We start from the raw sequence: 25628 nt of genomic DNA, 5'->3' as shown, positions 1-25628 counted from the left end.
ATATCCATGTCCACGCGACGCGACAATCACGACTACTGTCGCAGGTGCAGCCTTGTCCACAGACGTTCCCGATACCGCACGACAATCAGGCGGATGACCACAACCACGAAGAGTGTTGTTAACAATGGAATGGGTTGTGCAAACCCACGCCCACCGATGAATACCAGAAATCCCACCAGCACGGTCAGAATCGCATGAACTTCCTCGCGGAGCGCGACGGGCTTGCGCAAAGCCAACACATCCCGGATGACACCGCCCCCAATCCCTGTGAACAAGGCGGCCATCACGGTAGTGCCAAGGTGATGTGCATACTGTTCCGCATAGAGTGCCCCTTGCAGCGAAAACGAAGCTAGGCCAATCGAGTCGAAGAAAATCCCCCACTTTTTCCAATGGCGAATCCACTTTGTCGACAAGATACACAACACAGCCAATGTGCACAACACCAAGAGCAATGTTTGACGATCCCACAACCGCGTCACAGGTACCCCGATGACCGTATTGCGGATGACACTGCCTCCGAAAGAGGTCGTCAGTCCTAAGATAAACACGCCGATAATCCGATACTTCGCCTGAAGTGCGACAAACGCCCCACTCGCTGCATAGGCACAGGTTCCTATTCCGTGCACGATAAGCCATCCTAGGCTTTCCACTGCACTGCCTCCCAAACTGGCGTTTCAGCCATCCAAACTGTTGTCTCCATCGTGGAGCGCCAAAGAGACTACAGCTTCTGTCCCATTCCCTCCGCAAGGCCCAGCATCAGGGCCAATGTGCGGTTGATATCTGGGTTGCGAACCGCTTTGGCAAGCTGGAAAACACCCACACGTTCACCGGAGGCGAGTTTCGCCTGGCCATGTTCAAGCCCGGTGACCATCGCATCCGTCAACTTGCCCAATTGCTCTGCGTCCAGCTTGCTGACCATGCCTAAGGCCGTCATCGCATTTTTGATGGTATTGAGAACAGACGGCTTCAGCACCTGTTCAAGTACAATCGAAGCGACCTTCTCCTTCGAATTTAGGAGGGCGTGCAACATTTCGAGCACGCCGCTGTCATGCAAGTCCTGCACAAGCACCAATAAACTTTTGATGGCGTCACTGTGCGCAGCGAAGACCGCCTGCAGTTCTTGCGTCACCTCCATCGATTGTTCCTCATGTGAAGGTTCCACCCGATTAATGCTGGTTGTGGGTTTCGCCATGGGCGACCACCTCCTGTGCTTTCTCCTCGACCGGCACATAACCCTCACGATTCCACTTGCGCCATACTTCGACGCCTTGTTGCGGGTTGCGTTTGCCAAACCGCGGATTGTTCCTCGGCAGTGGTGAGCGCCCTTTGGCTTTCAGCACTTCCATGCGGACATATGTCTCTTTGTACGCGGGTGTATCCGTCCGCACGTCCGTTGCAGGTCCCGTCAGCAAGTTGACTGCCGCAAATTCACTCGTCGAGTTCATCGGCAGATACAATTCATTACCATGCACCCTATCGGTGACCACCACGTTGACCTTGACCTGACCATACGGAGATTCCAGCCGTACGAGCGAGCCGTCCACCAATCCCCGCTGCTGCGCCAATTCTGGGGACACTTCAACAAACGTGTCCGGCACCTTCGAGCGCAAGCCTTCCGACTTGTCGGTCATGTTGCCCTCGTGGAAGTGTTCCAAGAGACGACCGTTATTCAGGTGTAAATCGTATTGTTTGGCAGGAGGTACCGGCGGGATCCAATTTGCCGGAACCAGGCGCGCCTTGCCATCTGGATGTGCAAACCCATCCGTGTACAACAGCGGTGTATCCGTTCCATCCGGTGCAACTGGCCACAAGAGGCTGTTGTAACCTTCCAGGCGGTCGTACGAAACCCCAGCGAAAATCGGCGCAAGCGATGCCGCTTCGGCCATAATCTCGCTCGGATGTTGATAGTTCCAGTTGGCGCCCAGGCGATTTGCAATGGCCATGATAATTTGCCAGTCCGGCTTCGATTCGCCGAGCGGCTCAAACACCTGATACAGACGTTGAATCCGGCGTTCCGTGTTGCTAAACGTACCTTCCTTTTCAAGGCTCGGGCTCGCTGGCAACACGACGTCCGCAAATTGTGCTGTCTTGCTCAAAAACACGTCCTGCACCACGAAGAAATCCAACTGACTGAGCGCCTCGTGAACGTGATTGGAGTTCGTGTCGACCCAGGCCATATCCTCGCCCATCAGGTACATCCCACGGAGTTTCCCTTCCAAAATGGCATTTAACATGAACTGATTGTCCATGCCTGGCTTCGCTGGCAACGTCGTTCCCCACGCCGCTTCGAACTTTTTACGCGCAGCTTCGTTCGTCACCAACTGATACCCCGGCAACCAATTTGGCAACGTGCCAAAGTCACAGGCACCTTGCACATTGTTATGTCCACGCAACGGGAACGCACCAGCGCCCGGGCGTGCAAAGTTCCCGGTAACCAGCAACAAATCGCTAATGGCGCCACTTGTCTCACTGCCGCCGCGCTGTTGCGTGACACCCATCGCCCACAATACAGCGACGCCATCCGCTTCATGAATCATCTTGGCCATGTCAATCAGCTGATCTTTGCGAATTCCCGTAACTTGTTCTGCGTAATCCAGCGTGTAGCGCTCGAGAGACTTCACGTACTCGTCAAATCCTACAACTTTCTCATTGAGGAACGACACGTCGTGCCATTGTTGGTCAATAATATATTTTGTCAGCGCTGAGAGCCAAACGTGATCTGTACCCGGGTTGGGCCGAACAAATAGATCTGCGCGCTCTGCCATCTCGTGCTTGCGCAAGTCGACCACCATCAACTTCTGACCGTTCAGTTTGTGCGCACGTTTCACGCGCGTCGCCAATACCGGGTGTGCCTCGGCAGGGTTGGCACCGACGATGATGACCAAACCGGCGCTTGCGATATCCTTGATGGTCCCTGCGTCACCGCCAATGCCAACCGTGCGCATCAAGCCATCCGTCGCTGGCGACTGGCAATACCGGGAGCAGTTGTCGATATTGTTCGTACCAATAACTGCGCGTGCCAATTTCTGCATCAAGTAGTTTTCTTCATTGGTCACCTTTGATGACGAAATGAAACCAAGGGCATCCGCACCGTACGTCTCTTTAATTTCGCTGAGCTTGCGCCCGATAAGATCCAGCGCCTCTTCCCAAGACGCCTCATAGAACGAATCCCCGCGACGAATCAATGGCTTCGTCAAACGCTCTTCACTATTGACGAAATCCCAGCCAAATTTACCTTTGACACAAGTGGAAACACCGTTGACTGGCGCGTCTTCGTTCGGCTCCACCTTGAGAATTTCGCGTCCCTTGGTCCACACGTCAAACGAGCAGCCGACGCCGCAGAACGTACAGACCGTCTTCGTCTTGCGAATGCGCTGTTCGCGCATCGCCGACTCGACTTCAGAAATCGCAAAAATACCGCCGTATCCCGGCTCGACTTCCTTAATCAAATCAATCATTGGATTTAAGACATCGCCCGGGATGCCTGACAGAAACCCTGCGTTGCCAAGCATCGACTTCTCCATCAACGCATTAGTTGGACAAACAGAAACACAATGCCCACAAGACACGCAGGACGACTCGTTGATGGCCACGTCGTCATCCCAAATCACGCGCGGCATCTCCCGTTCCCAGTCAATCGATAGCGTCTCGTTGACCTGCAAGTCCTGGCACGCTTCGACACAGCGACCGCACAGAATACACTGATCTGGGTCGTACCGATAGAACGGATTGGACATATCCTTGTCGTAGCCTTTCGGCCGGTAAGGATATGCTTGGTGCTCGATTTTCATCAATTCCGCCGTGTTATGTAGCACGCAGTTGCCGTTGTTGTTGTCACACACCGTGCAATACAACATGTGATTCTCAAGAATTCTATCCATCCCCTCCGTGCGCGCGGCGCGGGCGAGATCTGTCTCTGTCTGTACCTTCATCCCAGGCATCACTTCGGTGGCGCAGGCACGCACCAACTTGCCGTCGACTTCGACCATACACGTGTCGCACGTCTGAATTGCACCCAAGTTTGAGTGATAACACACGTGCGGGTGTTCTATCCCATTGTCCAACATCGTCTGAAGAATGGTTTGACCCTCGTAGCCGTCATATGCCACTCCGTCGATATGAACAGGGAACTGAACGCGCAAAGTACTACGACTCATTCCAATACCCCCTGTAAAAAAATAAAAACTCCACCAAAACCAGGAGCCCTGTTGCAGGGAAACTGGTTTTAGTGGAGTAGTTTGAAGCACATCTTGTACTTTTGCACCAATCCACAACATTTCAGTTGCGCCTAACATTTTAACAGAATCAATTCAAACCGTCGAGTCCGAGTGGTTTATCAAATACGTATACTGTGATGGCTGTGTCGAGGTCGACATCAAAATCACAGAACAGCGTAACGAGGCGCGCCCCGACCACATTTTCTACTTCGGTCCGCAATTCTTCGTCTTTGTAGATCTCCTTGATAAACGTGGTGCGCAATTCGCGCACGATTCGCCGCCCGTCTTCCGTGCGAACCGCGAATTTCTCAACACTCGTCAAATTGCCTTTCAGTTCACAGACGGCCCAAGGGCCGACAAATCGCGTGGTGATTTGCTCCGGCCCTTTACCAACGTGCTTTTTGCGGATCTCTCGCACCAAATTGCTAAATGTATGTGCGACTTTTGCTGTATTCATGAGACCGAATTGGACCTCCTCCAAGTACACCCTGACCCACGTGCCCTTTTGACCTTACGAGACGCCGTAAGAGGTGGGGTGCAATTCGACACCCGGATTCTTGTCGAGCACGAGACGAATGGTAAACTCGTTCGGGAATAACATCACGAACCGGTCATCGTGATCTTTGACGACGATAATCGCCTGACGGTCGTAGTTTAATTGTTCGACTGGAACTGGCGACACCAACCAGCGCGCGAACGAATAGGGCAGATTGTGCAGTTCGACTTCGGCGCCGTACTCCGCCTTCATTCGGTGTTGGAACACCTCAAACTGCAGCTGCCCGACTGCGCCCAGCACCATGTCCTCGGTGCGATTCGCCTGCCGAAAAACTTGAATTGCACCCTCTTCGGACAGTTGTTCCATCCCTTTGTGAAACTGCTTGTACTTCAGCGTGTTCTTCACGTAAACCCGAGCAAAGTGCTCCGGTGAGAACTGCGGAAGTTTCTCAAATTGAAACTTGTCTGCCTCGCACAAGGTGTCCCCAATGCGAAACAGCCCCGGGTCGAAAATGCCCAGAATGTCTCCTGGGTACGCCTCATCGATAATCTCGCGGCCCTGACCGAAGAACTGTTGCGGCTGCGCGAGGCTTACTTTCTTTCCGGTCCGCACGTGATTGACCGTCATCCCGCGCTCAAACCGGCCAGAGCAGACCCGAATAAAAGCGACTCTGTCGCGGTGTGCTGGATTCATGTTCGCCTGGATTTTGAAGACAAAGCCAGAGAACGGCGCATCCGTCGTGACCACCCGGCCATCGTCCGTGGGGCGTGGGCCTGGGGGTGGGGCGAGATCGATAAACTGATTGAGAAACGTCTCGACGCCAAAATTGGCGATGGCGCTGCCAAAGAACACCGGCGTCAGCTTACCACGCTGCACGAGTTCAGTGTCAAACGGGTCTCCCGCGATGTCGAGCAACATCACTTCCTCTTTGAGTTGCTCGTGCAAGGCGGGTCCCAATGCCTCGCGCAACGCTTCGTCCTCGATATCGTCCACCTGAATCTGCTCTGTTTCGGTGCCCCGGTCCGTAAAGCGTTCAAAGCGGTTATCCGGACGATTGTAAATGCCCTGGAACTCCTGCCCCATGCCAATCGGCCAATTCATTGGGCAGGAGCGGATGCCAAGAACCTCCTCCAATTCTTCGAGGAGCGCAAGCGGATCTTTCCCTTGACGGTCCAGCTTATTGATAAATGTAAAAATCGGAATCCCGCGCATGCGACAGACCTCAAACAGTTTGATAGTCTGGGGCTCAACGCCTTTCGCAGCGTCAATCAGCATCACGGCACTGTCCGCCGCAGTCAGCGTCCGGTACGTATCCTCACTGAAATCCTCGTGCCCGGGCGTATCGAGGATGTTGATGCGGCGATTGCGGTAGGAAAACTGCAACACGGTCGACGTGACGGAAATCCCTCTCTGCTTCTCAATTTCCATCCAGTCGGAGGTCGCGTGCCGCCTCGCCTTTTTCCCTTTTACCGCACCGGCTTCGCGAATCGCGCCACCAAATAATAACAACTTCTCAGTCAGCGTCGTCTTCCCCGCGTCCGGGTGCGAAATAATTGCAAATGTGCGGCGTTCTGCAGGTACTCCCTGCGCCTTCGTCGATTCTGTCGACACTCGTGCCACTCCTGTATCGTTAATGTTCACCACATCAGTGTACCACGAGCACCAAGTTTCGGTATGTCCATCCTGGCGCGTAAAGCTTTCCAGGTCCCGACGTCAGGCGTCTTGCGCGTCCACCGTGGCGTCGTCCAGCGCAATCGTTTGGGCGACGCGGCCTGCACGCGCACCTTCAAAAACGACGTCGACGCAGGTGCCAGGTTTACCACGCACCCCCCATTCGACGTAGCCGCGCTGCCCGCCCGGCGGAGTCCACATACTTGAACTGCCATAACCATCGAGTTGCCCAATCGTCGTCGGCGACTCACCTGCAATCACTTCGACATCGCCCTCAATCGCTGCACGCACCCCGCACAGTGACAACTCACGCCCTTTGTCCGTGCTCGACGTCGGCAGGAACCCCGCATTGGAAACCTCGGCAACCACGCGAAAAACCCCGGGCGCCGTTTGCACAACCTGGATAGAAGGGATAATGAGCTGGGGCGTCGACAGCCCAAGACCGGTCAAAAATGCGCTGACGTTTGTACACTCCTCTTCCAACAAGTGCAGCGGCGGATTTTGCACGAGAAATTTCGGATTCAACCCACCAATCTCCACCATTCCGAAATCGGGATGCTCAAACGGTGTCCACGGAAAGACCGCGTCAGGTCCACCCTCGCGCGTCGCCCACGCATAAAGTTTGCGCTCATCTTCCGTGCGTTCCTCCGGACTCAATCTCATCAGGTGACGCACGCCAAATTCACCATATCCCCGCGCGCCGGCCCGCCGGCACAAATCCCAGATCTCCACGGTGAAGCCAAGGATGCCGAAGTGATCGTACAACCAATCGTCTGCCGCCCCGGGCATCAGCACTTTCTCGTGACCTGTCGCAAATTTCTCATAGTTCGATCCGGCAAAATACCCGCTCACCCGCGCCCCCATCTCGGCTACCCTACTGAACAGATGGCGGTCGGTCTGCGATAGCACCGTATCGTCCCCAGTCGATGGCTGACGCAAAATGACACCGCCCGACGTATGTAAGGCCGCGTAGGCCGCAATGTTTGGGTGCTGATGAATAAAATCCGCGAGACTCCGCAATTCCGGCTCGGACAAGGGGTAGGGACCGGCACCTGGCTGACCACTCTCTCCGGCCCAGCGAATGGGGAAGTTCCGGTTAAAATCCATTGTCGCCCGGCGCGCCGGGTGCGCTTTGGCGAATTGAGGAAGCCCCCCGGTCTTTGCCAGCTTGTCAATCCGGCCTTCCTCGAAGACGTGATAGTACTTGCCCCCCATTTCCCCCGGCCGACGCGGGCGCATCACCCGTGGATCCACCTCGTCAATAACATATCCGCCATCAACTGCCGGAACGCGCATCTGCAGGATATACCCATCGCCGTTTACGTCTTCGGCGACAAAACCGTCCCGCGGTTCCGTGTAAGGATACAGATGAGGGCTGGAACGAAACCGAAGCGGCGTGGTCAAGTACAACTCCGCACCATCGAGCGCAATGCGCGGTACGAGGTAGACTGTATGCTGATGGAGCAGCGCTGTGGCCTGCGCATCCTCACCGTCATGTGCAAGACACCAGGAAATCCAGTACATCGCGACCGAGTTCGCCGACACCTCGCCCGCGTGTATATTCGCGTCAACCAAGACAGCCGATTTGTGCGCCGCTGCCCCTGTCGCTTTGTTCGTCAAGGTGACTGCCGCAATATCGCGCCCTTCGCGGCTTTGCCCAATCACTTCCACGTCCATCAGATTCGGGTAGGCTGCCTCCAGCCTGCGCAGTTCATCCCACATTTCTCGATATGTCCAATATTTTGCCTGCATCGCGTCCGTCACCCTCCAGTATCAGTAACAGTGATTGTTTCCGGATTCGCCAATATGTACCCTACGTGAGCCGAATAGCTCCATCTTAACGCACTGTTTGAAAAATCGGTAAACGATTTTGCGAGGGACGTGAGGGACGTATGCGGGAGACTATGGCGGGGCTGGGGCTGATGAGGATAGTGCAGATTTTCTGCCTTATTCGCGGCATACGGCCAATGGGCGGCTTTTCAGTTGAAACGTCTATTAGGACATGCACCGCAGGCGAGCGCCGAGCCACAGCCAGCCAGCGCCCCCGCAGCACACCGTCGTCAGTCCATGTGGCCGGTGCGCGACTGTCGCAAAATGTCCAAGGCCGCTTTGTAAGATGTAGGCACCTGCGCCACACCGCCGCTTGCCTTCTGCCGCTGCGCCGACCATTCCAAGCGTTTGGCGGCGCCCTCTGTGACAAGCGGATCACACCCCAATTCGGCGACAGTCTCAGCAGCCTCCCGCAACTCATGCGCCCGCCGTTCGCCGTGTTGCATGTTGCGCACGACGAGATAATTCGCCAACTCAGACACGGTCATATGTCCGAACGATGCGTCGGCGGACGCTAAGACTTCGTCTGCCACACCGGCAGCGTCAGCCGCCAAGAGCGCCTCCAAAAACAGCGCTTCCATGCCTTTGACAATGACGCTGCGGCACATCTTAATTGCAGCCGCACTGCCAATCGCGCCGTCTATCACGTCTATCTGCATTCCATAGGGAACCATCGCCTGCTTCAAAGGCGCTGCCCCAGGCCCATCGGCCAACATCGGCACTTTGTGACGCAACGGTGGAACTGCGGACATCACGGCAACACAGGTGAAACGCGCCCCGGTATTCGCAAGAACCTGGGCGATGTCCCGCTTGACCTTCGGCGAACAAGAGTTCAGGTCAGCGTATACTGCATCCGCGCGCAAATAGGGCGCAGCCAATCTCGCCACGTCCAATGCAGAACTCGGCGTGACCAGTGAAAATACGATATCCGCCTGCCGCCCCACACCCTCCGGGTCATCCTGCAAGGCGACACCGATTTGACGCGCGCGTTCTTCCAGTGATTCGTTGCGAAATGCGTCGTACGCGACAATATTCTCTACCCCGGCCTCGCGCAGCCCCGCGGCGATTGCCCGCGCGGCTTCACCAAACCCCATAAACCCGATAATCATGACGTACACCTCCGTGCCAGAAGCGTCGTGATAAACAAAAATCCAGAGGCGCCTAAGCCATACGAAGACGGCCGATAGCGCCACATGGACGACACCTCAATAAACATCACAGACCGAGAAATGCGCTTGCCGCGGCATCACTGCTCTTTGCTGGGGGCCACGTCTTTAAATCAAACGGGTAGTCAGAACCCGGCAAAACTCTGTCGTCCCCGACCAGTTTTCGCAAGTACATGAGCGCTTCCTCGTGCCACAGCACATTATCGTAAAAGAACCTTTGCAAATACGCCTCAGGCCTATCTGTAAGCAGTGAGGAAACCTGTGGCCATACTTCGTAACCCTGGTTTAGACGGCCAATCTGATAGGGCAAAAAGCCCCCGCCATGTGCGAGCAAAATACGCGCATTAGGGAATTTATCGAGTATGCCGCCAAGGATTAAATCGAGCGCACAAACCGTCGTCTCCCACGGAACACCAATCAAGTTGGGCATCATCCGCCGTTGAATTCGCGGATCTGTGTTGAGCAGCGGGTGGATGAACACGATGGCGCGCGCCGCGTCGGCTGCTTCCCAAAACGGTGTAAAACGCTCATCACTGAGCAGTTGCCCGGCATGCCCCGGTCCGATAATGGCACCCTTCAAGCCCTGCGAAACCGCTCGCTCGAGGACACGAGCTGCGGTTTCTGGGTGATTGAGCGGCACCGTTGCCAACCCGGACAAAATTTTGGCATTTGCGACAACAAAACGGCTGAGTTCATCGTTGTACAGCTCGGCGACCTCAGTCGTCAATTCGTGCGGAAAATCGTAAAGAAACAGTTGCGGAATGGGCGAGACAAGCGTATGCGTAACACCTGCCGTACGCTGTTCCTCAAGATATAACTCACGCGCGTAAAATGCGCGTTTTAACTCGAACGACCATTTGCCGTCGATGGCGAGAAAGGGCTCCTTCCCCACGCCACGCTGTTCCCATGTCGCGCGAACGAGATGGGCATTTTCCTTCAGCCATGACAACACAGTCTCCGGAACAAAATGAGAATGTACATCGAACAAGGCATTCACCTCAAAATTTTTCAAAAAACGAAATTAGTTCGATTCATCCGCTTTCGAAATGCCGCCGACGCTCCAATGTTCCTTCGGCATCTCATAAATCAACACGCGCACCGTTTCTGGCGGTACGCCTAGCGTGCGCACCACCGCATCCGTCACTTCTTTCATAGCTGCCTTTTTCGCCTCTTTGGAACGACCTTCTAAAATACTCATCTGAATCAACGGCATGTAAAACCCTCCCGTTAGGCGTGAACTGACAGTTCGATGTCGCCCATTCCCTCAAATTCGACTGATATCGTATCTTGGTCATAGATATAAATGGCCTCTGTAATCCCGCCCGTAAGGACGACCATTCCTGGCTCAATCGCCTTGCCAATCCGACTCAACATGTGCACCTGTTCGATAATCGAGCGGACAGGATGGCCCAGTACGGCTGCACCGGCGCCAGTCTGCGCCACCTCGCCATTGCGGCACATGACAACCCCAAGCTTGTCAAGTTGAAATTGATAAGGTGAAAACGCCTGATCAGCCACATAAAACTTCGCACTCGACGCGTTGTCCGCAATCACATCGACCAATGTGAATGAGAAGTTTTTGTAGCGGCTGTCGATGACTTCGACTGCAGGCATCACGCATTCCGTTGCAAGCCAGACGTCCCGCGGCGTAATTCGCGTGCCCTCCAGTCTGTGTTTGAACACGAAGGCAATTTCCGGCTCCACGCGCGGGTGAATCAATCCCTTTAGGGATATCTCCGGATTTGTCAGTTCCATCGACTCGAGCAAATGGCCAAAAATCGCTTCATCCACGCCCACCGACTGTTGCTTTGCTTTACTGGTCAGACCCATCTTCCAGCCAATCAGCCTGTCACCTTGGTTCGTGTACTTCTGAATCGTCAGTTGTTGAATGGCATATGCATCATCGACCGTGAGGCCATCGTAACGAAGGGTAATCTTGTCTAGCTCCCGTGCAGTCATTTGGTGTTGATAGATTTCATCAGCAATGGCCCGCAATCCCACAAAAGTGCCCTCCCTTGTGCTTGTCATACCCACTTCTGCAACCACATTGTGCCCATCGTCGGCTTAGTGCGTCGCCGCCGCTTTTCCATGCGCAATCTCAAACGCCACGTCGACAATCATGTCCTCCTGACCGCCAACGACCTTGCGGCGCCCGAGTTCGACGAGCACGTCGCGCGTGTCGACAGAGAACTGTTCCGCTGCGCGCTGCGCGTGAAGCAAAAAGCTAGAGTAAACGCCGGCGTAGCCCAGTGTCAAACTCGTCCTATCCGTGATAATCGGACGATGCATCCGCGGGCGAACGACATCTTCCGCAGCGTCCATGACCGGATACAATTGGACCCCCGTGTCAATTCCGTATTTTTCGCAAGCTGCGACGAACACTTCCAGCGGCGTGTTGCCAGCGCCGGCACCAAGACCGCCAAGGCTTGCATCGATACGGAATGCGCCTTCTTCGACCGCCGCGATGGAATTCGCCACCGAAACGCCGAGGTTGTTATGTGCATGGAAACCAACCTGCACATCATCTGGCAAGGCGTTGCGCAGTGCGGATACTTTGGCGCGCACCTCGTCCATCAACATCGCACCCGCTGAATCCACAATGTACACCGCGTGTGCCCCGTATGAGGCCATTTTGTTCGCCTCTTCCACCAGCCGTTCACTCGGCGTCATATGGGACATCATCAGAAACCCAACTGTATCCAGTCCTAACTTGCGCGCCTCTTCGATGTGCTGCGCGGAAATATCGGCTTCCGTCGAGTGGGTGGCGACGCGTACCGCCTGTATGCCACACTCCACAGCGCGCTTTAAGTCTTCGACAGTGCCAATCCCCGGAAGCAACAACGCCGCCACTTTTGACTGCGAAACGACACCACAAACCGCACGAAGGTAATCAGTTTCCGTCTCCTTGGAAAATCCATACTGAACGGAACTACCGCCCAGACCATCGCCATGTGTCGCTTCAATCAAAGCTACACCCGTACCATCCAATGCTGACGCGATAGCCGATGCATCCTCCACGCTAAACTGGTGTCGCACAGCGTGCATTCCATCGCGCAAGGTGACGTCGGTGAGTTCAATGCGGTACTTGTACGCCATCGTCTCTCTCCTCCTCAGTTCTTCAGCGCCAGCTTGTGCTTCGCAAATTCTTCGCCGAACTTGACGGCAGCGGCGGTCATGATGTCAAGATTGCCTGCATAGACGGGCAAATAATCGCCAAGTCCCTCCACCTCGATGGAGACACTCACAAGATTGTCTTTAAAAATCGGATCCCGATTCAGCCGATAACCCGGAACATAGGTCTGAACGTGTTTGACCATCTCCGCAATCGACGCCCGGACGCGATCATAAATTTCATCGTTCGCTTCATCCATCATGCAATAAATCGTATCGCGCATGAGAATCGGCGGATCGGCTGGATTGAGAATGATAATCGCCTTGCCCTTTCTGGCTCCACCAATGACCTCAATCGCCCGGGAAGTCGTCTCTGTAAACTCGTCAATATTGGCACGTGTACCAGGGCCCGCACTCTTACTCGAAATGGTCGCAACAATTTCACCGTAAGACACGCCGACGACCCGGCTCACCGCGTGGACAATCGGAACCGTCGCCTGGCCGCCGCAAGTGACCATGTTGACATTTTCCGAATCCAGGTGCTCCTGTAAATTGACCGCTGCGATAACATACGGGCCACGCGCGGCAGGTGTCAAGTCAATCGCCTGAATGCCCGCCTCCCGCAACAACTTGGCGTGCCGAACGTGTGCCTTGGCACTCGTCGCATCGAACACCATATCCGGGCGCGCGCCCTGTGCAAGCACAGTCGCCAGCCCCTCCCACGATGTCTCCAAACCTGCCCGCTTCGCGCGGCGCAACCCATCTGATTCAGGGTCAATCCCAATCATCCAGCGCGGTTCAATCCACTCGCTGCGCTGCAATTTAATCATTAAGTCCGTTCCAATATTGCCCGAACCGACAATCGCCGCAGTCAGTTTCTGCATGTTCCGGCACCTCCAAGTAATCTCCTGCACACTAGTTGGCCTGCATCGTAAATTCCACGCGCCCCAAGGGTCCAAATGACAGCGACACCCTATCCCCCGCTCGAACATTCACGGCTCGACTAACTGCACCAGACAGGATAATGTCGCCCTTTTTCAACGTCGTCCCCAAAGACGACAACTTATTCGCAAGCCAAGCCACAGCCCGCGCCGGATTGCCGATGACCGCTGCACCCGCGCCGGTCTCGACAATTTCGCCGTTGATTTTCAAAATCGCACCTGCAGTCGTCAGATTCGCCTGGTCAACCGCGGTAACCGTGTCACTCAGGACAAAGCAGCCCGACGACGCGTTGTCGGCAATCGTATCCGCGAGCTTGATTTTCCAATCGGCAATGCGGCTATCGATGATCTCCACCGCTGGCAGCACAAATCGCGTCGCCTGCAACACATCCTGAACGCCGATTTGGGGTCCGTCGAGATCAGCCTGGAGGACAAATGCCAACTCCGGTTCGACACGCGGCTGAATCAGCGGATAGTCAACCACATCGCCCGATTGATAGTGCATAGAGGCAAACAAGTGTCCAAAATCCGGCTCATTGACGCCGAGCATCGCCTGCATCGGCTTGCTCGTCAGGCCAATTTTGTGACCGACGACGCGGTCCCCTTGCCCTCGCTTTTTTTCTACGTTCAACAATTGAATTTCATACGCCAAATCTATCGCCATATCGGACACTTCGTCGGTCAGTGGCGGAATCACAGTCAAATCTTTTTCAGCCCGGTACAGTCTGTCGGCAAATTCACGAATCTGGGTGTCGACCATCCATTGTCCTCCTTTACAGTTTGATACAGACGTTTTTCAGTTCGGAGAAGAATTCGAAGCTGTGCACACCACCCTCGCGGCCGATGCCACTCTGCTTCATACCGCCAAATGGCGTGCGCAAATCGCGCAAGAACCAGGTGTTCACCCAGATAATACCCGCCTCAATTTCGCCTGCAACACGATGCGCGCGCTTCAAGTTCGACGTCCAAATCGTCGCCCCTAAACCATAGCTCGTATCGTTCGCCGCTTCGATAACCTCATCTTCGGTGTCAAACGGTTGAATCGTGACCACCGGGCCAAATACCTCTTGCCGCGTAATTTCACACGACGAGTCGACATCGACGATAATCGTCGGCTCATAGAACGCGCCCTTACTCAGATGTTCCGGCCGCTTGCCACCCGTCAGAACGCGGCCCCCTTCTTGAATCGCGCGCTGTACAAACCCCTCGACCCGGTCCCTGTGTTCTTCCGAGACCAGCGCGCCGATGTTGGTCTTCGGATCTAGTGGATCTCCGACGACCAGTGCCTTTGTCTTTTCCACCAAGCGTTCGACGAAAGTGTCGTACAGCGGGCGTTCCACGTAAATTCGCGAACCGCACAGGCAAACTTCACCTTGGTTGACGAAGCTAGAGCGGATAGTGGTCTCCAACGCGTCTTCGAGGTCACAGTCGGCGAAGATAATGTTCGGATTTTTTCCACCGAGCTCCAACGACAGCCCCTTCAACGTAGACGAAGCGGCCTTCATCACCGCTTTTCCCGTGGTGGTCTCCCCTGTCAGTGAAATCAAGTCCACATCCGGGTGCTCCGTCAACGCCGAACCCGCAGCATCCGGGCCAAATCCGTGCACGACGTTCAAAACGCCGTCTGGCAAGCCAGCCTGCTTACAAATTTCCGCCAATTTCGTGGCCGTCATCGGCGTCAATTCAGCCGGTTTAATGACGCACGTATCGCCTGCCGCAAGGCAAGGCGCTACCTTCCAAGTCAGCAAAAACAACGGTAGATTCCACGGCGAGATGAGCCCCGCGACGCCAACCGGTCGGCGCAACGCATAGTTCAATGCGACACCTTCCATCTCAAACGCCTCCGTGCTCATCCCTTTCACGAAGTCGGCAAAGAACCGAAAATTATAAGCAGAGCGCGGAATATCAAGACTCTTAGACAACGACAAGGGCTTGCCAGTATCCGTCGTCTCCAGCAGAGCCAGTTCATCGAGGTTCTGCTCGATAAGATCAGCGATTTTATGAAGAATCACCGACCGGTCCGCCGCCGACGTCTTTCCCCACGTTTTAAAAGCACGGCGCGCGGCGGCGACGGCCCTGTCGATTTCTACTTTTGTCCCCTCCGCGACGACGCCAATCTTCTCCCCAGTTGCCGGATTGATATTGTCAAATGTGCGATGATCAACCGATTCACAAAATTCTCCGTCGATAAAGTGCAAGACTCTTTCCATGTCATTTCCCTCGCAATCCGAGTTCATCTCAATCAAACACTTCGTATTAAGAAGTACAATCCGCTCTATAACGCCATTAACCCGCGTACCGAATCGTCAGCACCGGATTGCCTGATCCCGATGAAGGACCATACCCATGCAATTCCCCTTTAAACTTGTGTTGCAAGACACCAAGCAGCACAGCGACGTGACGTCCACCCGACTCAACCCCCGCCGCACGGACGTAAGAGGGCAGCATCGACACAGCGGAATCCCGGTCCCCGTTCACGAGGTAATTGCAAAATTCCCGGTCAAGTGCCTGTTCCGTGATATTCGGCCACAATTCCGGCGTGCGTCCGAGGTTATGTGCCAATGCGCCACTCGCCAAAAAGACGACGCGCAGCGGCGATTCTTCAAAGACTTGCCCGATGATGCGTCCCCACTCAATCGACTCTTCAATCGAGGCCGCCCAACAAACAGATAAGTCGACAACCGGCGTCTCCTTGCGCTTCAACAGATAACGCAGCGGAACCACTGTCCCGTAGTCCCAGATATACGTGGGATCATCAATGCCTACGACAGACATGCCCGCCTCTTTTCCAGCTTGAACCAACTGACGTCCAAGCTCTGGATGGCCGACATAGTCGTACGGGACGTCCGTAATTAAATCTGGACACTCCACAGCGGTTAAAATCCCTTGATGTCTTGGGGTGATGTCGACATAATGGAAGAAGCTAGACATCCAATGGCAAGAAATCAAAACAACGACGTCGGGGTTTACCTGGTCAATCAAATCCGCACATTTGACCATCGCTTCGACCATCGGTTTCTGAAACTCCGGAATTCTTTCGCGATGGCAAATTCTTGGCGTGTGCGGCGTAATCATGGCAAGTTCAAGGCTCATGGGACTTCCTCCCTTCAATCTCGTTCAAATGCACATTTAACCCTATCAAAACGTTACACGATGATAGGTTGAACAACGTGATTGCATCGTCTTAATTGCATCGTAACACGATCGCAAGCGGTTTCACTATGTCAGCGTTTCTCTATGCGGAACACGGCCGCATACAACCCAAACTTTTCTTCGGAATGGAGGAAACACAATGATGCAAGAGCAGCAGGCGAACGACTACCGCACCCTATCCTCCCTGAAAAACGCCTTACTAGCGCTCAAATGTTTCACTGCTGATGAACCCGAACTTGGAATCACCCAAATCGCTCAGGCCCTCGGGCTATCGAAAAGTACGGTTCACCGCATCATGACCACTCTTGCCGAAGAGGGATTTGTGCGGCGCGACGAACAAACGCACCGTTACCGCCTTGGATTGTCTGTGTTGAGCTTGAGTGGCATCATCATGTCCAACTTGGAAATCTACCGCGAAGGCCAGCACCTGCTCGAAGAATTCGTCAGCCGCTTTGATGAAACAGTCCACCTAGCTGTCCTCGAAGACTATTCCACGGTCTACGTGAGCAAACTCGAATGCAAACATCCTGTGAAGATTCTCACACACCTTGGGAAAAAGAATCCCCTGCACTGCACCAGTTCCGGCAAGACGATTTTGGCGTTCCAAAGCGACGACATGATTGAAGAAGTGATTCGCCGCGGACTCCCACAGATGACGCCAAACACCATCACCCATGCGGAAGAACTCAAAGCGGCACTGGAAAACATTCGGACAACCGGCTATGCCATCAGTCGCAGCGAGCTTCGCGAAGGCGTCCACTCGGTCGCGGTACCCGTGCGCGATTACACCCGGCAAGTCATCGGCGCCGTCACGGTCGTCGGACCGGCCAGTCGACTCACGGACGGGAAGATGAAAGCCATTGCGCGAACCTTACAATCGATTGGCAAGGAGATATCCAATCGTCTCGGCTATTACGAACGGCGCCAGTCGATTGGCAATCCAACGTAATTTTCCGCGATACTCGCGAGCCCGACGGGAGAAGATGTCACATAATCGAGTTCAGCCAGTTGAATCTGGCGCTGAAACGGCGAGTAGTTGGCGTGACGGTGCAATAGTGCCGTCATGTAGTTGGAAAATCGTTCAGCCTTCCAGACTCGCCGCAGGCAAATCTCTGAATACGCCTGCAACCACGCTGCATTCCCCTGCTTGTAATACGCTTCAAGCCCCTTAGCCAACACCACGACGTCAGACACGGCGAGGTTTAAGCCCTTGGCTCCCGTGGGCGGTACAATATGCGCGGCGTCGCCGGCGAGAAACAGCCGCCCGTACTGCATCGGGTCACAGACGAAACTGCGCATCCCGACGATGTTCTTTTGAATAATTGGCCCCTCAATCAGCGTCCAACCATCGTCGGTCTCCAGCCGCCGGTGCAGTTCAGACCATATCCGCTCGTCCGACCAATTGCCCAGGTCGTCATGCGCGTCCACCTGTAAATAGATTCGCTGAATTTCGGGTGAACGCGTGCTGACCAAGGCAAACCCCCGGTCGTGGTGCGCATAAATCAACTCCGGTGAAGACGGCGGCGCCTCCGCCAAAATGCCAAGCCAACTCATCGGAAACACTTCGTTATACTCCGTGCGAGCGTGCTGCGGAATGTGTTGTCTACTCGGCCCGTGGAAACCATCACAGCCAGCGATAAAATCGCAAACAAGCTCTTCCAGTTCCCCATCTTTGTCCCGTCGAAACTGAACGCGCGGCGATTCGGTATCGACGTCCAACAGACGGACATCGCCCACATTAAACAAGATCTCACCACCAGTGGCAATGCGGGCTGAGATCAAATCCTTCAACACTTCATGCTGGGCGTAAATCGTTACCCGCTTGCCACCCGTGAGTTCATTCAGGTTGATACGATGTCCCTTGCGATGAAACCGAAACTCAATGCCGTCGTGTACCTGACCAAGCCGGTTCATCCTGTCCGCCACGCCAAGTTCACGCATCAAATCGGCCGTCCCCTGCTCCAGAACGCCTGCCCGGATAGTTTCTTCAATCTCGGCGCGCGTACGTGACTCGAGAATCACCGACTCAATCCCCTTGCTGTGCAGTAACTGTGCCAACATCAGGCCAGCGGGTCCGGCTCCAATAATTGCGACTTGTGTTCGCATCTTCAACGACCTCCCGCGAATGCCTGCCTCAATCGGCAGATAAGTTATAGAAAGCGTTACCAAACCCATCATAAGGAAATCTGACGGGAGAAAGAAGTGAACTGTTTCTACATCCGGAACACCCGTATAAAACCATTCAATCCAATCTCCCAATACGGTACACCCGTCGTCAGATTAGGTTACGTATGTGTGATGGCCGTGGCGGGATCGACCAGTTTGCCAGGGTTCATCAGGTACTGCGGATCGATAGCCGCCCGAATCGCCTGCATGACCGCCAATGCGTCCCCGTGCTCCTTCTGTTGATACTTGCGTTTGCCCAGTCCGACGCCGTGCTCGCCGGTGCAAGTGCCGCCAAGTGACAACGCGGTATACACGAGTTGCTCATTAAACGCGTCTGCACGCGCCAAATCGTCTGGATTCCCCCTATCCACAGCCATCGACACGTGGAAATTGCCATCGCCAACATGGCCCACTATCGCGCCGCGCACCCCGGTTTGGGCCAACAGCTCCTTCGCGCGCAATACAGCCTCCGGCAATTTCGAGACAGGTACGCAGACATCTGTCGACATGTGGCCGAAGCCAGGATACTGATGCATAAATGCGTAGAGCGCATGATGACGAGCGGCCCACATGGCCTGACGGGCCTTTTCATCCATCACGAACTCAAAAGACGTGCACCCCTCATCCTCAATCACTTCTTTCGCCACTTCGACGTCCGCCTCCACGTGGCGGCGATTGCCGTGGAACTCGAGAAACAGCGTCGGCAGCGTTGGAAAATCGGAGCCACTGTATTGGTTCACCGCGGCAATGTACGGCCCGTCGACTAACTCCATCCGCACCACAGGAATTCCAGCGCCAACAATCGCGGTGGCCGCGCGGACACAATGTTCCACATCGGAAAAGACGGCACGCGCCGCCACCGTTTGTTCGGGAATGCCCCACACCCGCAGCCACAACTCCGTGATAACGCCAAGTGTCCCCTCGGAGCCGACGAACAAACTCGTGATGTTGTAACCAGACGAAGACTTAGGCGCTAAAGAACTCGTTTGAATCACCTTGCCGGTTGGCAAGACCACCTCCAACGCGCGCACGTTGTCGCGCATCGCGCCATAGCGTACGGTCGTTGTGCCACTTGCGTTGGTCGCAGCCATGCCACCCAGTGAAGCGTTGGAACCAGGATCAACCGGGAAGAACAGGCCGTATCGCCCTAACCGCTCGTTGAGTTCATCTTTTAACACGCCCGGCTGCACGCGAACGAGAAAGTCGTCCGGGCGCACCTCGAGTACCTGATTCATGCGCATCATGTCCAGGGAAATACCACCAGACACAGGGATGACATGCCCTTCTAAACTTGATCCGGCTCCGAACGGAACCACCGCAACCCCCTGGCGAGCCGCATAGGAGATAACGGCGACGACATCCTCAGTCGACTCCGGAAAGACGACTACGTCTGGCAAAACCGGCGTGTGATACGATTCGTCGTGACTGTGTTGTTCGAGAATACTTTCACTATCTGAAACTTGGTCTGCACGCAGGATGGCCCGCAGGTCTTCTTTTAACCGATTCATACGCCAACACCTCTCTTTGAAGCGACTACGGCCAAATCTTCGACAGGGTTGCGCAATACACCGATTCCGTCGATAGAAATTTCGATTAAATCGCCGTGCGCCAACGTGAATTCGTCCGGCGGTACAATGCCCGTGCCCGTCATGAGAACTGTACCGTCGGGAATTGGATTGTCGCGGCACAAATAATCAACCAACTCGTCAATGCTGCGCCGGAATTGCGAAAACGAAACCGCCCCCTGAAACGCGGTACCCGCCCCCCGCGAAATTTCCAACTCTATCTGCCAATCCTGCGGCCGCTGTGTACCATCGTTCCAGAGCAAACCTGGCCCAAATGCGCAACTCTTCGCAAACACCTTCGCCTGTGGCAGATACAGTGGATTTTCACCTTCGATGTCGCGCGAACTCATGTCGTTTCCCACGGTCCAACCCACGATGTCACCCGCGGCCGACAATACCACGCACAGTTCTGGCTCAGGTACCATCCACTTCGAATCCGATCTCAACGCAACCGCATGGCCAGGTGCGACGACGCGCTCACTCGTCGCCTTGAAAAACAGTTCCGGTCGACTCGCTGTATAAACGTGATCGTACACGCTGTCTTTAAACTGCGTCTCCAAGTTTCGCGCCTGGCGGCTGCGTTCGTACGTGACGCCGGAAGCCCAGACCTCTGGCGCAGCGACAGGAGGCAGGAGGTACCCCTCACGCTCCAGTGCCGCAAATTCCAGCGGCGTGCCAACGGCCAACCGTTGCCGGGCCTCCTGTACGGTAACGCCCAAGGCTCGAAGGGCGTGCCACATCGGCATGGGATCCGTCCACGCGGGCACCTGCTCCGTGATACTATACGCGTAATTGCCATCGAGCAGGCCGAGATGGACGCGCTGGTGTTCTGGATGTTGAAAGCGAATAGTCCTCACATGAATTCCTCCCTACAATGTCCAATTGATAATACGTGCCAAGTTGCCGATTCAGTCGTGAATCTCTCTGCGCACGACGCCAAAAACTCATAAGCCAAGCGCTTTTTTGCCTGCCGCCAACACCTCCAGAATTCGGTCGACATCGTAAATGGCACCTTTCCACGCCCCACCGCTCACGTCCTGCAGCGCAGCCCACAGCCTGGTGTCATCTGGAAGATCTTCGTCCCGCATGAGACCTGGGTGCGGCAGACGCTCTGCGAGAATCTTCACACCCTCCGCTGCGGAAAAACGCCGGTCTCCCTGACCGACAAAATTCACGCTGCCGGTCAACTGATTGCGGTCAATCACAATCTCCACGATGTCGCCGTCGCGCAACTTGCCAATCGGTCCCCCCGCCAATGCCTCTGGCCCAACGTGGCCAATGCACGCCCCTGTCGAGACACCGGAGAAGCGCGCATCCGTGACGAGCGCCACTTGTTTGCCAAACGGCAGATGTTTGAGTGCCGACGTGAGCTGATACGTCTCCTCCATTCCCGTTCCCGAAGGCCCTCGCCCAATCAAGACGAGCACGTCGCCGGCTACAATATCCCCGCGCTTAATCGCCGCAATCGCCAATCGCTCCGATGTAAACACCCGTGCAGGGCCCGTCTGCCGATAGACACCGTCGGCGTCGACAACAGAAATGTCAATCGCAGTCGATTTAATGACGGCGCCTTCTGGTGCCAAATTGCCGGACGGAAAGGTCACCGTCGACGTCAAGCCGCGTTGGCGGGCCACATCCGGATGCATAATGACATCGTCTGGTTCAATCCCGTACGCCGCTAATTGTTGGCGAACGCGCTGACGGCGCTCCGAATCGGCCCACCAATCGAGCACGTCGTCAAGCGTCGTGCCCGCAACTGTCTTCACGCGCGTATCCAACAACCCCCGCTTGCGCAAATGCAACATCACTTCCGGCACGCCACCTGCCAAAAAGACGTACACAGTCGGATAGTCGACAGGCCCATTGGGCAAGACGCTCACCAGCCGCGGCACATCGCGATTGACCTGCCGCCAATCTGCGACCGTCGGTAGGCGCAACCCAGCTGCATGCGCGATGGCAGGAATATGTAACAGCAAGTTCGTCGATCCGCCGAACGCCGCATGCACAACCATCGCATTTCGCACGGCTTCGTCGGTCAAAATCTCCTGCATCCCCCAGCCGATTTGCTGCAAATTCAACAACGCCCGCGCAGACTGACGCGCCATCTCTTTCCAAATCGGTTGACCAGACGGGGCGAGCGCTGAATGGACAAGCGCCATCCCCAATCCCTCCGCGACGACCTGCGACGTAGCCGCCGTCCCAAGAAACTGACACCCTCCCCCGGGGCTGGCGCACGCCTTGCACCCCATCTCAGCGGCGTACTCGAGACTGATTTCACCATGCGCATAGCGGGCGCCTATCGTCTGCACCTTCCCGGCGTCCTCCCCCGCTTCCGGCGCGAGCGTCACCCCGCCGGGTACAAGGATACCTGGGAGTTTCCCGAGACTGGCCAGCGCCATCATCGTCGCCGGCAGCCCCTTGTCACACGTTGCCACACCCATCACGGCCTTCCGGGTCGGCAACGAGCGAATGAGTCTTCGCATCACCAGCGCTGCATCGTTTCGATAGGGTAACGAGTCAAACATGCCAGCCGTGCCTTGGGAGCGCCCATCACAGGGGTCACTCACGTAAGCGGCATACGGGACGGCACCGAGTTTGCGAAACTCGCGGGCAGCCGCCTCCAATAACAGACCAATTTCCCAATGCCCAGTGTGATAGCCAAGCGCCTCCGGCGTTCCATCCGAATTGCGGATACCGCCTTGCGTACTAATCATCAAAACATGCTTGCCAAGAACCCGTTGGGGATCCCACCCCATCCCCACGCTCTGCGTCAAACCGAACAAATCGCCACTCGGCCAGTTGCGAAGCATTTCCGAATTCAGTGGCAACGACCCTTGTGGCCCTGGCGCATGGGTGGGGATATCGTACAAACTTGCATCATCCGTATCCGCCTGAAACAACATTTTCCAATCCCATTTCTCAGTCATGACAACGCACTTCCTTCTCTAGGACTTGTCACGCGAAAATGCCCTCGTCGACATCCTCCGAACCGCTGCCATTCCGATGCCGCCCTTTCCGGACGAAGAGCATCAACCCGCCAGAGAGCAACATCGCGATGGCCATCAACAGAAACGACGCCTGCGGCGAACCGGTACTGCCGTTCAGCAAACCAACGACATATGTGCCGATAAATGATCCTAATGCCCCCATGCTATTGACGAGCGCCATCGCACCACCCGCGACATTTCGCGGCAAGATTTCCGTAATGACAGCAAAAAACGGACCATATGGCGCGTATAGTGCCGCCCCCGCGATGACGAGCAGGATATAGGAAACAAGAAAATGCTGTGTGCCAATCTGATAGGATACGTAGAGCAACACGCCGCCAAGCATCAAACAAGGCCAAACAGCCGCTTTCCGGCGCAGCGTTTTATCGGAGACGTAAGAAATCCCAATCATCGCAAAAATAGCTAACAAATAAGGCAGCGCAGAGAGCCATCCTGTCGCCGCAATTCCCTCGTGCGACATCTGTTTCAAAATCGATGGTAGCCACATAATGAAGCCATAAATGCCGATACTCCAGAAAAAGTACACCCCTATCAGCGACAGCACGTTACCGGACTTCGCCGCCACCCACAAATTCGGAACGGGCTGCAATTCCGTCTGCTCCATCTGCAACACGTGCGCAATATCCCGCTTCTCCTGCTCCGTCAACCAGCTTGCGTGCTGCGGATTGTCCTTCACAGTCAACCACCAGATACCGCCCCAAACAATCGCCACAAGCCCTTCAATGATGAACATCCATTGCCACCCAAAAAACTGCACAAGATAGCCTGAGGCAATCGACATCCACAAGACCGTAGCAGGATTTCCCAAGATGAGTATCGTGTTCGCACGCGACCGCTCGCGCTTGCCAAACCAGTTGCTAATCAATATCAACAGCGCCGGAAAGACAGCGCTTTCAACAATGCCGAGCAAAAACCTGTCGATCAACAACAACGGAACACTCGTCACGACGCCAGTTGCCGCCGCCAGAATTCCCCACAATACCATCGACCAGAACAAAAGTTTCTTGGCACTTTTCTTCTCCGCGTAATTTGCGCCTGGAATTTGAAAGAAAAAATACCCCAAAAAGAACAGTGCGCCGATTAACGACGTAATGCCCGATGTGATATGGAGACTTTCGGTCATTCCCCCCGCTGCGCCAAATCCAAAATTTGACCTATCGACATAAGCAAAACTATACGTGATAAAGATAATCGGCATCAGGCGCCACCAACGCGAAGATGCCAGCTTTGTGGCTTGCGCCATTGCGAGATCCCTCCTGTATCGTTGCCTATCCGGGTAACCCTTGGTTCCTATTCAGTAGCGTTCTCCTGCAGCCATGCCTCACCATGCTCATACCACAAAAACATCACATGGTCCGTAAATGTTTTTTGAATCTCATCAAGATTCCGAGTTCGCAACACCTGAATGAGTTCTTCATGCTGCTCGACAGCCGATTTGTGCTGCTCCGTAAAATACGTTGGATGCATGAACGAGATAAATCGGCGGACATGGCCACTGAGCATCCGCCAGATTCGACGGTACGTCTCCACGTTGCTCCACTCGATAATTCGCCCATGAAACCGCACGTCCAGTCCAGACTGCACGCGATAATCCCCATCAACCTCTGCCATCTCATCGACAATCGCCTGCAACTCCGCAATCTGCCGGTCTGTCAACGTTGGAACAACCAATTTCAGCACCATCATTTCAATCTGCGTTCGCAGCAGGAAGACATGATAGATCTCACGAAGCACAAACTCCGATACATACGTTCCCTTGTACAGTACGGAACGAACGAGTCCCTCTTCTTCCAGACCCCTCAGCGCCTCCCGCACAGGTACCTGACTAATGCCAAACAGCCGTGCCAACTTGGTCTCCACAATCCGCTCACCTGGCTGTAGCTCCCCCGTGATGATGGCCTCTCGGATTCGCTCCTTGACTTCACCCTTGAACGAATTCATAGTAAGCGTTTTCAAATTTCCGTCCGACAATTCACTCTCCCCCCTTCCGCAACGATATTTCAACCTATGCGCCCGCGAACCGATATATGATTCATTATATATAATATATTCTGTGTTTACAGTACATTTTGGGTGGTGGGAGCAGCTGTTCAATTGTTCACGCCTGTTCACGCCAATTCATGAGGCCACAATCTTTGACATTTTAGCTGTTGAAAACTGGCCTTAGTTTATTAGGACGCCCGTGCCGCGCGCGGCCGCCCAGCACAGGTTGGTGCCAACCGGAATATTCCCAGAGGTTGATCCGTCAGCGCAAAGAAACTTCAGTGCCTTCGTGCCCCCCCTGTACTGCCGCTATTCAATACA

22 protein-coding genes are annotated in these 25628 nt (G+C 55.0%); 1 reads left to right on the top strand and 21 read right to left on the bottom strand.

Annotated elements, in window-relative coordinates; genetic code table 11:
- Positions 1–32 precede the first annotated feature (32 nt).
- The 15 genes from J3482_RS05160 to J3482_RS05090 all read right to left on the bottom strand — a co-directional run bounded on the left by J3482_RS05160 (position 33) and on the right by J3482_RS05090 (position 16525).
- The gene (locus J3482_RS05160) at positions 33–650 is read right to left on the bottom strand and encodes a trimeric intracellular cation channel family protein (RefSeq protein WP_146822099.1); all 618 of its coding nucleotides are present in this window, start codon (positions 648–650) and stop codon (positions 33–35) included.
- A 68-nt stretch (positions 651–718) separates the two neighbouring features.
- Positions 719–1192 carry a helical membrane plugin domain-containing protein gene (locus J3482_RS05155; RefSeq protein ID WP_206922147.1) on the bottom strand — a complete coding sequence of 158 codons (474 nt, stop codon included), beginning with the start codon at positions 1190–1192 and terminating at the stop codon, positions 719–721.
- Positions 1167–4157: a formate dehydrogenase subunit alpha gene (gene fdhF / locus J3482_RS05150; protein ID WP_146822101.1), complete on the bottom strand. Its 2991-nt coding sequence runs from the start codon at positions 4155–4157 to the stop codon at positions 1167–1169. Before fdhF ends, J3482_RS05155 begins: the two co-directional genes overlap by 26 nt.
- A gap of 148 nt (positions 4158–4305) precedes the next feature.
- Positions 4306–4674, bottom strand: coding sequence for a Na-translocating system protein MpsC family protein (locus J3482_RS05145; protein WP_146822102.1), 369 nt, complete (start codon positions 4672–4674; stop codon positions 4306–4308).
- 54 nt (positions 4675–4728) lie between these two features.
- Positions 4729–6324 (bottom strand): peptide chain release factor 3, encoded by a 1596-nt coding sequence (locus J3482_RS05140; RefSeq protein WP_206922145.1) that lies wholly within the window; start codon positions 6322–6324, stop codon positions 4729–4731.
- A 102-nt stretch (positions 6325–6426) separates the two neighbouring features.
- Positions 6427–8136, bottom strand: coding sequence for a M14 family metallopeptidase (locus J3482_RS05135; protein ID WP_206922144.1), 1710 nt, complete (start codon positions 8134–8136; stop codon positions 6427–6429).
- Positions 8137–8444: 308 nt separating this feature from the next.
- Positions 8445–9407 (bottom strand): DUF1932 domain-containing protein, encoded by a 963-nt coding sequence (locus J3482_RS05130; RefSeq protein WP_206917722.1) that lies wholly within the window; start codon positions 9405–9407, stop codon positions 8445–8447.
- A gap of 22 nt (positions 9408–9429) precedes the next feature.
- Positions 9430–10368, bottom strand: coding sequence for an amidohydrolase family protein (locus J3482_RS05125; protein ID WP_146822116.1), 939 nt, complete (start codon positions 10366–10368; stop codon positions 9430–9432).
- 33 nt (positions 10369–10401) lie between these two features.
- A complete protein-coding gene (gene thmT / locus J3482_RS05120; RefSeq protein ID WP_146822117.1) occupies positions 10402–10593 on the bottom strand; it encodes a 2-hydroxymuconate tautomerase in 192 nt (63 codons plus the stop codon).
- Positions 10594–10607: 14 nt separating this feature from the next.
- Positions 10608–11381: a 2-keto-4-pentenoate hydratase gene (locus tag J3482_RS05115; protein ID WP_223204056.1), complete on the bottom strand. Its 774-nt coding sequence runs from the start codon at positions 11379–11381 to the stop codon at positions 10608–10610.
- A 63-nt stretch (positions 11382–11444) separates the two neighbouring features.
- Positions 11445–12476 (bottom strand): 4-hydroxy-2-oxovalerate aldolase, encoded by a 1032-nt coding sequence (dmpG, locus tag J3482_RS05110; RefSeq protein ID WP_146822119.1) that lies wholly within the window; start codon positions 12474–12476, stop codon positions 11445–11447.
- Between the two features lie 14 nt (positions 12477–12490).
- Positions 12491–13375 carry an acetaldehyde dehydrogenase (acetylating) gene (locus tag J3482_RS05105; protein WP_146822120.1) on the bottom strand — a complete coding sequence of 295 codons (885 nt, stop codon included), beginning with the start codon at positions 13373–13375 and terminating at the stop codon, positions 12491–12493.
- A gap of 31 nt (positions 13376–13406) precedes the next feature.
- A complete protein-coding gene (locus J3482_RS05100; protein WP_146822121.1) occupies positions 13407–14192 on the bottom strand; it encodes a 2-keto-4-pentenoate hydratase in 786 nt (261 codons plus the stop codon).
- A 13-nt stretch (positions 14193–14205) separates the two neighbouring features.
- The gene (locus J3482_RS05095; protein ID WP_206917746.1) at positions 14206–15642 is read right to left on the bottom strand and encodes an aldehyde dehydrogenase; all 1437 of its coding nucleotides are present in this window, start codon (positions 15640–15642) and stop codon (positions 14206–14208) included.
- 76 nt (positions 15643–15718) lie between these two features.
- Positions 15719–16525 carry a DODA-type extradiol aromatic ring-opening family dioxygenase gene (locus J3482_RS05090; protein ID WP_146822123.1) on the bottom strand — a complete coding sequence of 269 codons (807 nt, stop codon included), beginning with the start codon at positions 16523–16525 and terminating at the stop codon, positions 15719–15721.
- 199 nt (positions 16526–16724) lie between these two features.
- On the opposite strand from J3482_RS05090, the gene J3482_RS05085 reads away from it, so the two are divergent.
- The gene (locus J3482_RS05085; RefSeq protein WP_223204057.1) at positions 16725–17534 is read left to right on the top strand and encodes an IclR family transcriptional regulator; all 810 of its coding nucleotides are present in this window, start codon (positions 16725–16727) and stop codon (positions 17532–17534) included.
- On the opposite strand, the gene J3482_RS05080 is transcribed toward J3482_RS05085, so the two are convergent.
- The 6 genes from J3482_RS05080 to J3482_RS05055 all read right to left on the bottom strand — a co-directional run bounded on the left by J3482_RS05080 (position 17498) and on the right by J3482_RS05055 (position 25295).
- Positions 17498–18691 carry a 4-hydroxybenzoate 3-monooxygenase gene (locus tag J3482_RS05080; RefSeq protein WP_146822124.1) on the bottom strand — a complete coding sequence of 398 codons (1194 nt, stop codon included), beginning with the start codon at positions 18689–18691 and terminating at the stop codon, positions 17498–17500. The genes J3482_RS05085 and J3482_RS05080 overlap by 37 nt on opposite strands.
- A gap of 179 nt (positions 18692–18870) precedes the next feature.
- Complete coding sequence (locus J3482_RS05075; protein WP_206922143.1) at positions 18871–20259, bottom strand: FAD-binding oxidoreductase; 1389 nt, start codon at positions 20257–20259, stop codon at positions 18871–18873.
- Positions 20256–21173, bottom strand: a complete 918-nt coding sequence (locus J3482_RS05070) for a fumarylacetoacetate hydrolase family protein (RefSeq protein ID WP_223204058.1) — start codon at positions 21171–21173, stop codon at positions 20256–20258. The genes J3482_RS05075 and J3482_RS05070 overlap by 4 nt, the downstream gene beginning before the upstream one ends.
- An 87-nt stretch (positions 21174–21260) precedes the next feature.
- Positions 21261–23219, bottom strand: coding sequence for a YjhG/YagF family D-xylonate dehydratase (locus tag J3482_RS05065; RefSeq protein WP_206922159.1), 1959 nt, complete (start codon positions 23217–23219; stop codon positions 21261–21263).
- A 52-nt stretch (positions 23220–23271) separates the two neighbouring features.
- Entirely contained in the window at positions 23272–24567 is a 1296-nt protein-coding gene (locus J3482_RS05060; RefSeq protein WP_206917756.1) for an MFS transporter, read from the bottom strand.
- 47 nt (positions 24568–24614) lie between these two features.
- Positions 24615–25295, bottom strand: a complete 681-nt coding sequence (locus J3482_RS05055) for a GntR family transcriptional regulator (protein ID WP_206922142.1) — start codon at positions 25293–25295, stop codon at positions 24615–24617.
- Positions 25296–25628: the final 333 nt, after the last annotated feature.

It is taken from the genome of Alicyclobacillus suci (genome assembly GCF_017329615.1).
GTDB classification, from domain to species: Bacteria; Bacillota; Bacilli; order Alicyclobacillales; family Alicyclobacillaceae; genus Alicyclobacillus; species Alicyclobacillus suci.
This window is presented reverse-complemented; position numbering and strand designations above follow the sequence as displayed.

What these genes read in the sequence shown, in the direction of transcription:
- J3482_RS05090 (WP_146822123.1), bottom strand. Translation starts at nt 16,525, where the DNA reads ATGAGCCTTGAACTTGCCATGATTACGCCGCACACGCCAAGAATTTGC.
- fdhF (WP_146822101.1), bottom strand. Translation starts at nt 4,157, where the DNA reads ATGAGTCGTAGTACTTTGCGCGTTCAGTTCCCTGTTCATATCGACGGA.
- J3482_RS05065 (WP_206922159.1), bottom strand. Translation starts at nt 23,219, where the DNA reads ATGTTGTTTCAGGCGGATACGGATGATGCAAGTTTGTACGATATCCCC.
- J3482_RS05100 (WP_146822121.1), bottom strand. Translation starts at nt 14,192, where the DNA reads ATGGTCGACACCCAGATTCGTGAATTTGCCGACAGACTGTACCGGGCT.
- J3482_RS05060 (WP_206917756.1), bottom strand. Translation starts at nt 24,567, where the DNA reads ATGGCGCAAGCCACAAAGCTGGCATCTTCGCGTTGGTGGCGCCTGATG.
- J3482_RS05155 (WP_206922147.1), bottom strand. Translation starts at nt 1,192, where the DNA reads ATGGCGAAACCCACAACCAGCATTAATCGGGTGGAACCTTCACATGAG.
- dmpG (WP_146822119.1), bottom strand. Translation starts at nt 12,476, where the DNA reads ATGGCGTACAAGTACCGCATTGAACTCACCGACGTCACCTTGCGCGAT.
- J3482_RS05135 (WP_206922144.1), bottom strand. Translation starts at nt 8,136, where the DNA reads ATGCAGGCAAAATATTGGACATATCGAGAAATGTGGGATGAACTGCGC.
- J3482_RS05145 (WP_146822102.1), bottom strand. Translation starts at nt 4,674, where the DNA reads ATGAATACAGCAAAAGTCGCACATACATTTAGCAATTTGGTGCGAGAG.
- J3482_RS05105 (WP_146822120.1), bottom strand. Translation starts at nt 13,375, where the DNA reads ATGCAGAAACTGACTGCGGCGATTGTCGGTTCGGGCAATATTGGAACG.
- J3482_RS05075 (WP_206922143.1), bottom strand. Translation starts at nt 20,259, where the DNA reads ATGAATCGGTTAAAAGAAGACCTGCGGGCCATCCTGCGTGCAGACCAA.
- J3482_RS05095 (WP_206917746.1), bottom strand. Translation starts at nt 15,642, where the DNA reads ATGGAAAGAGTCTTGCACTTTATCGACGGAGAATTTTGTGAATCGGTT.
- thmT (WP_146822117.1), bottom strand. Translation starts at nt 10,593, where the DNA reads ATGCCGTTGATTCAGATGAGTATTTTAGAAGGTCGTTCCAAAGAGGCG.
- J3482_RS05085 (WP_223204057.1), top strand. Translation starts at nt 16,725, where the DNA reads ATGATGCAAGAGCAGCAGGCGAACGACTACCGCACCCTATCCTCCCTG.
- J3482_RS05080 (WP_146822124.1), bottom strand. Translation starts at nt 18,691, where the DNA reads ATGCGAACACAAGTCGCAATTATTGGAGCCGGACCCGCTGGCCTGATG.